Source organism: Mesorhizobium sp. ESP7-2 (genome assembly GCF_020164715.1).
Lineage (GTDB): Bacteria > Pseudomonadota > Alphaproteobacteria > Rhizobiales > Rhizobiaceae > Mesorhizobium.
Genome location: NZ_JAIUGQ010000024.1, coordinates 92,697 through 101,640 on the forward strand (window position 1 = coordinate 92,697; position 8,944 = coordinate 101,640).

At 57.4% G+C, this 8,944-nt stretch carries 4 protein-coding genes; all 4 read left to right on the plus strand.

Annotation, left to right across the window (positions count from 1 at the left end):
• Positions 1–91 precede the first annotated feature (91 nt).
• The 4 genes from LB543_RS21585 (at position 92) to LB543_RS21600 (ending at position 8,760) form a co-directional block, all read left to right on the plus strand.
• Entirely contained in the window at positions 92–1,210 is a 1,119-nt protein-coding gene (locus tag LB543_RS21585) for an alpha/beta fold hydrolase (protein WP_224615479.1), read from the plus strand.
• A 49-nt stretch (positions 1,211–1,259) separates the two neighbouring features.
• Entirely contained in the window at positions 1,260–2,726 is a 1,467-nt protein-coding gene (locus LB543_RS21590; RefSeq protein WP_224615480.1) for a peptidoglycan-binding protein, read from the plus strand.
• 145 nt (positions 2,727–2,871) lie between these two features.
• A complete protein-coding gene (locus tag LB543_RS21595; RefSeq protein ID WP_224615481.1) occupies positions 2,872–5,808 on the plus strand; it encodes a patatin-like phospholipase family protein in 2,937 nt (978 codons plus the stop codon).
• A 219-nt stretch (positions 5,809–6,027) separates the two neighbouring features.
• Positions 6,028–8,760 carry a P-loop NTPase fold protein gene (locus LB543_RS21600; RefSeq protein WP_224615482.1) on the plus strand — a complete coding sequence of 911 codons (2,733 nt, stop codon included), beginning with the start codon at positions 6,028–6,030 and terminating at the stop codon, positions 8,758–8,760.
• Positions 8,761–8,944 lie beyond the last annotated feature (184 nt).

An 8,944-nucleotide genomic window follows, 5' to 3' on the forward strand; every position in this document is an offset into this window, starting at 1 on the left:
ATGGGTCATCTCCTCAAGGGCATTGCCAAGAAATCTCCGACCTCGCTGCGCAGTCCGAGCCAATTCTCCTATGTAAATGCGGAGCCAAGACGTGGCCGTCAAAGTCTACTTTGCGACAAATCGCCAGCCCTACACCGATCCCGGTAGCGGCAGGATCACCCGGTTCGGAGACGATCCCGGACCGGTTGGCGGCCTCAATGTGCGTTACGGCAGCGCCGATGTGGACGTCGATCTCGACGCGCGGACCAACACGATGGTCGCGGGATCCCTGCATGTGGCGGACGAGCAGCTCATTCCCGCTCAAGGCGGTCAGCCGCAGCTGGGGAGCTCTACGATATTCGACGCCCTGCGCAACGACATGAAAACGTCCCAGCGGCCGACCATCGCTTTCATCCATGGGTTCAGCAACAGCTTCACCGACGCGATCGAGCGCGCAGGCTGGATTTCGGCGTTCTATGGTCTGGATGCCAAGATGTTCGCTTTCACCTGGCCGTCGCGAGGTTCGCCACTCGGCGTTCCCCTACCTTACACTGACTACACGCACGACAGGAAAACCGCTCTCATGTCGGGTCCGGCCGTCGCGCGCACGATCCGACGCCTGCATGATTATGTGGATTCCTTGCCCCCTGATCTGGCATGCGACCAGCCGATCCATCTGCTGTGCCACAGCATGGGCAATTACGTTCTTCGCAATGCGCTGCAGGCGCTCATGCGGCTACCTGACCCGGCGGTGGCCAGCCACTCGGGCGAAGCCGTCTCGGACATGGTGCCTCTGCCCCAGAATGTGCCCGACCCCTCGGTTCTGAGGCGAACGTTCGACAAGATCGTGCTCGCCGCAGCCGATGAGGATGCCGACGCCTTTGACGACCCGGCAAAGTTGAAGTTCCTGCCCAGGATCGGCCAGTCGGTTTCCGTATACCATTCATTGAAGGACTGGGTTCTGAACACACTGAGTGACAGGACAAAATTCAACGGGCCGCGGCTGGGAAGCGATGGTCCCGACAATATGGCGACAATCAGCGACAAGGTCACCGCAATCGACTGCGCTGATGTGACGTCCTTTACCAAGGATCCGGAAGAACATCAGTACTACCGGGTGTTTCCCGTGGTTCGAAACGACATCGTCCAGGTGCTCAGAGGAGTGCCGCAAAACAAGATCAGAAACCGGGCTGCTGTCTCGCAGGGGCGATACCGCATCAAGCCGGCCTGAACGGGAGGGACCGAAAGTCTAGCGTAGTTACTCGAAGGGGATATGGGCAATGGCACTCTTTGATGAATATAAGGACGGTTATGAGCATAACTGGGGGAGGCTGGAAATTCGATCCAACAGAGCCGTCGTCGTCAAAAAGGAAGCCAAGCGCATCCTGGATGGCAAGGCGATTTATACCCAGATCGAGAGCCGGACAGGTGTTCCGTGGTGGTTCGTCGGACTCTGCCATTACCGCGAGTCCTCGTTGAACTTCGGCACCTATCTCGGCAATGGCCAGCCTCTTGGCCAGCGCACCACCATCGTTCCCAAAGGCCGTGGGCCATTCACCGGGCCGAACGCTTTTGTCGACGGAGCCCTGGACGCGCTGCGCCTGGAGGGCTTTGTCGGCGCGAGCGACTGGGGGATTGCGCGAACTCTGTTCAGGCTCGAGGGGTTCAATGGTTATGGCTATCACGGAAAAGGCGTGAATTCTCCGTACCTTTACGGTGGGTCAACCTTGTACGGGCCGCCCGAGGCGCGCGGCGGCAAGTATGTCAAAGACCATGTCTTCGACCCCAATTTTGTCGACACGCAGCTCGGGACCGCAGTGATCTTGAAGGCTCTGCTCGGTCTTGACCCCACAATCAGCATCGATGCGAGCGGCGGCGCGACAAGCGTGGAACCAGATGATGAGATGGCCAAGGATGTTGTCTGGCTTCAGCATTCCTTGAACGCCCTGGGAGCAGACCCGCAGCTGGTCGAAGACGGGAGGAGCGGCCCTCTGACCAGGACAGCTTTGTCGCGCTTTCAGCAACTGAACGGACTGGACGATACCGGGTTGGCAGATCGTCTCACGATCGCGGCGATTGACCGGCAGTTGCAGCCCGGGCCAGATGTTGGTGCGCATGATATTCGCGAGAAGCTCGAATCTCTGCAGGCCGCTATTCGTTCGTTGACCGAAAGGCCCGATAAGGTGCCTTCGCCTGCCGGTGCAAGTCCGGCCGGCGTGAACAGCGACATCCCGGACATTGTCAGTGCGTTGGGAGGTGCAGTCCAACGCATAGCGAACACCGTCCCGCCTGTTAATCAGGGCGGCAGCCAGGACGATCGCTTGCGGAAGGCACTTGATCTGGTCTCGGCGATCCTGCTCCCCGGCCAAGCCAAGGACGCACCGTTAGGTCAGGTGAACGGCGCGCTCGGTCAGACGATCGGGAACCTGCTCGACGGAAAGAAATCGGCGATTGGTATTGGAGGTGCGATCATTACGCAGCTGCTTTCCAAATTGGCGACTTCGACTGTGCCGCCGGGTGTTCCGACTGTTATACCGGGCGTTTCGACTGTCGTGCCATATGTCCCGCCATGTGTTCCGCCAGTCGAGCCTGTTCTGACTGGGGTGGCGACTGCCCTGTCGAGTATCACGCCAAGCATCGGGTTAAGCGCTTTCACAATGCCCATATTTCTTGGCCTTGCAGCGTGGGGCTTCCTGGGGAAGCTTGAGAAATGGAACCAGGGAAAGTCCACAACCCCGTTAAACTGACCCGCAGGAATGGCGCCGGCCAGATCAGCATGGCTATGCCGAGTGTCGCGGAAAGCCTGATTGAGCCTTGGGTGGGGCGTATAAACACCCAGCATTCGGACTCGCGTATTCACGATAGACCGGACAGGAATGGGCCATCCGATACATGACGAAAGCCAAGGAGTTTGCTTTGGATCAGCCCAATACCGCAATTGACCAGTCGGGCCTCTATAATTGGCTGGGTGCCAAGACGAGGAAGCTCGTTCGCTTGTGGCGAAGGTTCGATGGCTTTGTGAACCAGCCATTGCCGACGGGCCGGGCATGGTATTGGAGCTGGGTCGCTCCGGACGGCTATGCTTGGTATGTGCCAGCCATGTCTGCCATGCTGATCGTGGTTATCGCGCTTGGCTGCCCGACATTCCGGTTCGTCCCCGCGACCATCGAGCTGTTGATATTCGGACTGATGCTGCAGCTCGCGCTTCATATTGGAGCGTGGTTGCAGCCATGGATCCAGCGATACCTTCTTGCTGGGCAGCTTGTGATCCTGGGTGTCTTGATCACCCCAATCCTTCTCTTCGCCCAACCTGAAACCTACGACGATCATTCAGGATCTCTACGGTTGCACATTGGCGTTGCGATTATCGTCATCTTGGCGATCGCGCTCTGCATAGCGTGGTGTATAGCCGTGCGATTGTTCAATCCCAATGGACGAGGCGAACTTGCGCGGGCGCTTCCAACAGTCGACCTGTTTCCACCGACAAATCGCTATGATTTCATGGGCACAAGTCCCTTCGCCGCGCTGTTTTCTGCATGGCTTATTGTTCCGGTTCGGTACCCAGTCGAGCTCCTTTTTCCCGGATCTCTTTTGGTGCTCTTTGTACCAGATCGTTTTCTGTCGTGGGTGTTTGTCATCGCGGGCCTTCTAGCCTGGATAGGGCTCTTTCTTGGCGCGCTTTTTGAGAGATTGATGGAGATCCTCAAGACCGTCGGTCGTCTATTCTTCGTCGGCCCGCAGTTTGCCATTAGCCTGCTGGTCATTGTCGTTGCCCTGGCACGCCTAAACGACGTCCACTACATCACTTATCTATTCAACGCCGGCAGCACCGGATACGGCAACACCAAAATCATGGGTTACCTCGCGCTTTGCTATCTGGCGGCCTGGTACTATGCCTTCTGGTGCGATCAGTTCGCAGCGCGCAGGGTTATCCGTCTGCTCGGCGGTAGTGTCGCCGTTGGGCCTCCATTCGAGGTGCGATACAACTATATCGGCAAACAGCATCTCAGTCCGGTCAAGCCGGACGGCCGTATCATAGCCCTGCATGGGGCAGGGCGTTTGAAAATTCAGGGCCAGTACGAGGAGGGATACGAAGCCCAAGGGGCAGCCTTGCAGTTCGAGACCCCATCGGAACTGCTAGCCACCTTTCGCCAGCAGATCGAACAGATGCCGGAAACAAAGAGCTTGTTTCCCGACCCGCTGCCAAGCGTGCGCAACTTTCAACGTTCTGCCTTGGTCTTTCCTGTAATCACAGGCGCCCTGGCCTTCCTACTAATCGCAGGACCGTCTTCGATCTCGTTCTTCTACGCGGTTCAGCCGCCGGAACTGGAAATCCATCGCGCGACGTCCAGGAGCCTTGACCCCGCAAGTTTGCTCGCGTCTGAGACTGGGAAAACAGGGGAGTGCCCGCCCTTAGGCCCAAGCGATGCCAGAATTGCCGTCGCCGCATCTGGCGGCGGCACTCGCGCCGCCATCTACACGGCGTCGGTTCTTCACGGTCTCGCCCAAAAAGGCAAGATCTGTAACGTCGTCCTCGTCAGCGGTGTATCCGGTGGTAGTGCCGCTCTGGCTTACTTTGCTTTGCATGAGAGCGAACTTCGACGACCCGGTAACCCAAATGAGGATGCTTGGGCGAATTTCTCGAAGGTTATGGCAGATCCCTTTTTCGAGGACGTTCTCGAAAGGGCCGGCGACCTGAGGACAACCTTTGGACGTCGCAGTTGGCAGCCGGCGGTATGCGGTGAAAAAAAGCCGGAGAAAAACGAACAGGTCTCCGGGTGGATGCCAGCGCGAACCCGTTTAGGCAATATCCTTGCAGAATCGTTCGTCTGCAACATGGGCGCGGGGACGATGGAGTCCCCGTCCTTTGGCCTTATATTCAACACGTCGATGTTGGGTTCGTTCGATGCAAAGCCAACCTGCGGTGATAAGGATCTTTCACTTCCAGAGCTCATTTCAAAATGTCCAAAACAGCTGGACGGCAGCGTCGCGGGCGGGCGGCTCGTGCTGACGAACCTCAAGGCGCCAAACCAGAAGGCGTCAAACGGGGCAGCGACAAATGAGCCGGCCGCAATGAAAATCGTCCCTATCGATGACGTAAGCCTCTCGATCGCCCGCGCCGCTGCTCTTAGTGCGAATTTTCCGCCCGTCTTCTCCGACGCAGCCATTGATGTATTGCCGAGTGAAAAAGACTCTGTTCGACAGCGCTATTGGGTGACGGACGGCGGCGCAGTTGAAAATCGCGGCGCAATGACGCTCTACCTTTTTATTCGGGACGCTTTGAAATCGTTGGACAAGTCAGTGTCCTTGGCGCCGCTGCGCATCGTCATTGCCGATGTCTCTGCTTCGGCGGGAGGGTATACTGAGAGCTTTGGCTTCAATTCGGTGTTGCAAGCGGGTGGACAGCTCGGCCTGGGAATGGAGGGCGAAGTGTTCTCAGACATACACGACATCTATTGCGAGCACGGACCGCAGGGATCGATCGCCACCGTGCATGAGATCGATATGCCTCGGGTGTTGCGCGATGCCATCGGCACGCATTGGCTGCTGCCGGGATCGCTCACCTTCACCGAGCCGACGAAGAAGTCCGTGACCTTATATTCGCCTGACGTCAAAAAGCTTGTCCTTGCCTTGTTCAGCAAGGGCAGTCCAATTTTCGACTATCAGGAGGACGCAAATGCCGTTCTTAACTGGGCGGAATATTCCGAGTCGGAGCACCCCACCGTGGCAACGAATTGGGACAAGCTTCTTGCAGTGCTCTCAAACTCCAACGCTGCCTCCAGTGACTGTGTCAACCGGAGTCAAGGCGGTGCCGCCTTTGTCCAGTGATGGTCGCTTAGAGTGCTGTCGGAGGCGCGGCTCAAGGCCGACGAAATGATCCATGGTACGATGCGCAAATCGTGGTGATTGCGTTCACAGCGAGCCGGGACCTGGGGTGCGTGCAATGACAGCCTGGTGGCCGGCCCTTGTCTTTCTCGCGCTAAGTCTGGCGAGTGTCCCTCCTGTGTTCGCCGCCGACCTCAGTTCACCGCGATAGTGGGGCAAGCGATGCCGACCGTAACTGTGCCAAACGCCAGCGACGTGGTTCGAAGGCAGATCGAACCTCTACTCAGCAATCTTTTCGCGAATGCTTCGGAGTTGGGGGATTATGCACTCAGTCCCGTCTGTGCCCATATCTTGCTTGAATGCGTCAGGTCCCTGCGGGCGAAGAGAGCCGAACACGATATCCTGTCGACCACGACCGTCTTCCTCAACACGTTGCTAATGGCACGATTGCTGGCCGATACAAGCCCCAGCGCTGAGAGCTATTTATCGGACGGCGAGCTTGGCCGTCTGCGGGCCTGGGGCGAAATCGTCAACGACGGATACGCGACCACACTTGAAGCAATGGCAGATGATTTCTTTAGGGACACGCCCACCCCGACCATACGGCTCTTCGAACAAATCCCGGCAGCAGAACAGTTCATTGGTGTCCGCTTTGGGCCCGGAATGAGACAGGTTTTGACGAGTTTAAGCGGTGCGCAGCAGGTCCACATAACCGACATCATCCAGCAGAGTTTCGAGGATCCAAAATCAGGCCTTTCCGAGCGGCGCATTGAAAATCCTGATATCGGGAGACTGGTGGACGCCATCAGGGGAGGGGGAAAAACAAGCGCCGGCCGCATGCCGGCAATGGTACGAGAAGCCTATGATGATGAGCTTGCGCTCGGCGTTGAAAAATATGCTATCGGGCTCGCCACGATTCTGCGAACCGCAAAAGGTGAATTCACATTCGCGCTCTTTGGACCGTGGGGAAGCGGCAAAACCACGCTAACACGACTCCTAACGCCGCTGCTCGAATTCCCAGAGAAATTCAAAAAGACCATCAAGCTATCGGAAATTCCATCAGCAGATACGCATTACGACGTCGTCCATCACAATGCCTGGAAATACCGTCAGCCGCCTGAAGCCTGGATTTATCTCTACAAAAGCCTCGTAGATCGGGCGAGCGCGGGCATGAGTACGCCAGCGAAAGCGGCGCTGGCTGCGAGAACGGCTCACTTCCGCTACGGGCCCTGGCCGCTCGTAGGCACACTTGTGGCGCTCGCTCTCTTGGCGATCCCGCTCAGCGCAACTGTGCAGCTCGCCACCATCCTTGGCTCGTTAATCGGCGTGGGAGCACTCGCACACATTGCGGCAATTACGCCCAAGGTTGGCACCAAAATTCGAACTATTTTCGAGAAGAGCGCACGGCTTGGCTCAACACCTGAACGTCTGGGCATGCTGGCGCTTGTCGGGGAGGACATTAAGGCGCTTCTTCTGGCTTGGACGACCGAGCCGGCCAGCGCTTCCTCTTCCGAGAGCCAAGCTCCGCCCGCCCAGGGCACTGCGCGGCCGGCAGAACCGCGACCCGCGGCGCGCTTGATTGCTCCGGCGCTTGTTCTTTTGTTGGTGGCAACGGGCTGGATCTATGGGCTGATTGGCCAGTCGAAAGCGCCTCAAAGCGGGCTCCTAATCACTGGCTTCGAGTTCTTGTCCAGCTTCCTTCCGAAAGGACTTATCATCAGGTTGGGCGACCTTTTCGTGGGTCCTGTCGAGTCAGGCGGGGAACTCGGGAATTGGATCCTTCTGGTTGCTTGGATAGCATTGGCAGCGGTGACGCTTTTTGGTCCTTGGATGCTCAAAGAGGTGACCCCAAACCGGGTGTTGCTGATCATCGATGATCTTGATCGTTGCACTCCCGACGAAATGTTGAACGTCATCGAAAATATGAAGCTCTTAGTCGACGACCCAAGCATCAGTCAGAGGCTTCAAGTCCTTATGCTGGTCGACGAGCGGGTGTTGGCGCATGCAATCGCCAAGCGTTATGAAAAAATGATCGAAGAGCGAGCCGGCGAGTTCCCTGTGGCAACTCTTACGGATGCCAAATTCTTAGCGAGCCAGGAGATTGTCGCGGAACAGAGTGAGAAACTGTTTGCCTGCCACCTGAGATTTCCGACGCTCAGCGATCATGACGTCGCCGACCTGGTTCTTCGACTTTCGTCGCGTGAGCTCGACATCATCGAGCAAAAGCAACAACAAGACCAGCGGGCCAGGCGAGCAGCCCGGCTCCTCACAGCTGAACAGGATATGAAACGCGCTCAAAGCTCACAACAGGCCGCCGAGGCGGTCGTGCAGGACGTGCTTACAGGCAAAAGGCGCGAGCTTGTGGACGTCGACGCCCCGTCGAATCGGCGGCTTAGGGGCGTGCCCGGAATGAATGATGTTGGCATGGAGGCACTCCCACACGAAATGCGCGCCAGGACGCACCAAAACAGTGCGGCTGAGAATTGGAATAGACGAGTCAGCGGCAATACACCGGAGGTGCGGCTTGCTGCAAATCCGGACGTGGTGCGGCACCGGGACCAAACCGCCGCCGAAGCCAAGCAGGCAGCAGAAACATATAGGCGCCTCCTCGCACAAACCTCCGAGGAAGATCCTGGAAATGCCCAGGCGGACACACCAGAGCCGTCCTTTGGTGCGGCCGACGTCCGATTTACACGTGACGAGGTTGGCGAGCTCGAGCGGCTGGTTCCGGGATATTTTCGCACGATCGGACGCCGGCCGTCACCAAGGGCAATTCGAATACTGCTCTTCAAGATTCAGCTATTCCGCCTGCTCATGCAGCTGCGGACGCCAGGCCGGCGGCTCGAGAGCCTTTCGATGTTCGGTATCTTACAGGCGTTCGAGGAGGCCTTTGTCGGCCAAAGCCTCTACAAACTGGACGATGATATTATGACAGTTGCTAAGCAGGTTATCTAAGATGTTATATTTTAAGCATATTTTCCATTTCCATAGGATATGTTAGGCGATTTTGGATCCAATGTCTGCTTTGGGGCCGCGCAGAGATTCACAGGTATGTCTGACTCTGGGAAGGGTTTCGGGTGCCGTCAGGCGTACGAAAGCCTCTCATGCAGGAACCCGCGGGCTACAGTCGATGTCTATG